This window comes from Mycobacterium sp. (genome assembly GCF_049280035.1).
Classification (GTDB): Bacteria; Actinomycetota; Actinomycetes; order Mycobacteriales; family Mycobacteriaceae; genus Mycobacterium.
Genome location: NZ_JBAPPI010000834.1, coordinates 1 through 2,020 on the forward strand (window position 1 = coordinate 1; position 2,020 = coordinate 2,020).

The 2,020-nt window shown below is 63.0% G+C and carries 3 protein-coding genes and 1 pseudogene; 3 read left to right on the forward strand and 1 reads right to left on the reverse strand.

Translation table 11 applies throughout. From position 1 onward, the window contains the following. The 3 genes from WAN71_RS26675 to WAN71_RS26685 form a co-directional block, all read left to right on the forward strand. On the forward strand, nucleotides 1-597 hold a 597-nt coding region (locus tag WAN71_RS26675), incomplete at its 5' end, for an SDR family NAD(P)-dependent oxidoreductase (protein WP_422228202.1). A 161-nt stretch (nucleotides 598-758) separates the two neighbouring features. Next, on the forward strand, nucleotides 759-1,217 hold the full coding sequence (locus WAN71_RS26680) for a nitroreductase/quinone reductase family protein (protein WP_422228203.1): 459 nt from the start codon (nucleotides 759-761) through the stop codon (nucleotides 1,215-1,217). A gap of 182 nt (nucleotides 1,218-1,399) precedes the next feature. Continuing rightward, a complete protein-coding gene (locus WAN71_RS26685) occupies nucleotides 1,400-1,600 on the forward strand; it encodes a hypothetical protein (RefSeq protein WP_422228204.1) in 201 nt (66 codons plus the stop codon). A gap of 4 nt (nucleotides 1,601-1,604) precedes the next feature. On the opposite strand, the pseudogene WAN71_RS26690 reads toward WAN71_RS26685, so the two are convergent. Next, nucleotides 1,605-2,020 (reverse strand): annotated as a pseudogene (locus WAN71_RS26690) (oxidoreductase); the annotation flags it as partial.

Consider the following 2,020-nt stretch of genomic DNA (forward strand, 5'->3'; position numbering starts at 1 on the left):
GACGGCCTGACCACCGTGGCCGGTGATGTCACCAACAGCGCCGATTTGGACCGGCTGTTCGCGACGGTCCTCGACCACGAGGGTGGCTTGGACATCCTAGTGACCAGTTCGGGCCGGGTGGAGCCCGAAGATCTCGGCAAGATCACCGAGGAGAATTTCGATGCCACCTTCGACGTCAACGCCCGCGCAACGCTGTTCACCGTGCAAAAGGCACTCCCGCTGATTCGCAACGGCGGCTCGGTGATTCTGCTGGGTTCGATCGCGGGCTACGTGGGCGTTAACGGCTACAGCACCTACAGCGCAACCAAAGCCGCGCTGCGTTCCTACACCCGCACCTGGACACGGGAGCTCGGCGACCGCGGCATCCGGTTCAACACGTTGAGCCCGGGCCCGGTCGAGACGCCCATGTTCAACGAGCAGGCCGACTCGGAGGAGGCCGCCAAAGAGATCAGGGCCCAGTTCGTCGCTGCTGTACCGCTCAACCGATTGGGCCGCCCGGAAGAGATCGCCGCCGCCGCACTGTTTTTGGCCTCCGATGACAGCAGCTTCGTCGCCGGTGCCGAACTGAGCGTCGATGGCGGCATGGCCCAGGTCTAGCCAGCGCATCGCGAGATTTTACGGTCACCGGGCGAAGCAAAAACTAGGAGACACATCATGATTAGAGCAAGACCACACGAGCAGCTGCAAAGCCGAGACCTCGCCAACGCGAACCCCGTCGTATCTGGTAGCGGAAGGCTGGTGTGATGCGGCGCGGTGGTGTGAGCTCGTTTCAGAGGTGGCAGTTCCGCAACGGGCGTCCAAATCGCTCGGCACGCGTCTTAAGCCGCTTGCTCGGCATCGCCTTCGCGGCCGGTATCGGGCCAGGCCAAGCTGCCACAATCGAGGTTCGAGGACGCAAGACCGGGCGAAAGATCTCGTTTCCCGTAGTTGTTGTCGCCTACCAGGGTGAGCGCTACCTGGTGGCCATGCTTGGCGACAAGACGAACTGGGTGCGCAACCTGCGCGCCGACAATCACGCTGTTTTGCTGCAGGGCAAGCGCGAGAACGTGTCCTCGGTGGAGGACTTCTCCGACAATCGTGCCGCGGTCTTGCGCCGTTATCTCGAGGTCAGCGCCGGCGCCCGCCCATTCTTCCCGATTGACCGACGGGCGCCACTGAGCGAATTCGAGCGGATTGTCGACGAGTATCCAGTGTTTCGGGTCGTCCCAGCTGTCTAAGGGCCGTGCCGTCCACTCGCATTAACGTTCACATTCACCAGCGAACGGCAGGAGCAGCAGGCCATTGGTGGGGCGGGCAGGGCTCGAACCCGCGACCGACGGATTTGCGGACGGCTGATCCGGATCGTTCCGGTTGTGCTGGGTCAAGGCGCGACATCCCCGCTCCGGCGTAGGATCCCTGTATGAGAAGGGGTTTCGTCGTTGCATTCGCGGTCGGATTGATCGTCGCAGTGCTCGGTCTGATTTGGGCGCTCCAGGGATTCGGAGTGCTTCTTGGTAGCCCGATGAGCAACACCACGACCTGGTCCGTCATTGGTCCGATCACGGTGCTGGTCGGCATCGCGATTGCGGTATTCAGCTGGCGGAGAATGTCGTCGAAATAGTCCTTCACCGCTCCGACACGGTGAAGTCCACCATGTGCCATCCGGTGGCGCCGTCGGGAACGGTACCAATCCGATCCGCAGTTTGGGCAGCTCCGGTGTTGTCGATGGCGCGCACGGTGATGGTGTGTTTCCCGGGGCTTTTCGCCTGCCAGGGAAAGCTCCATAACCGCCACGTCTCGTTGGAATAGCTCGCGCCCAGTTCAGCCGGCTGCCACACGTCATCGTCGATGCGGATCTGCACGGCCCGCACGCCACGATTCTGCGCCCACGCGACGCCGCCAAACACCACGGCGCCCATCGGCAGCTTCTGACCACCTTTCGGCACGTCGATCCGCGACTCGGTCTTGATCGGTGCACGTGGTGCCCAGCCCATCCGCGTCCAGTACGCCTGTGCTCGGTCGAAGCGGGTCAGCTCCATGT

Excerpts from the sequence above, each read along its gene's own strand:
- WAN71_RS26685 (WP_422228204.1), top strand. The coding sequence starts at position 1,400 with ATGAGAAGGGGTTTCGTCGTTGCATTCGCGGTCGGATTGATCGTCGCA.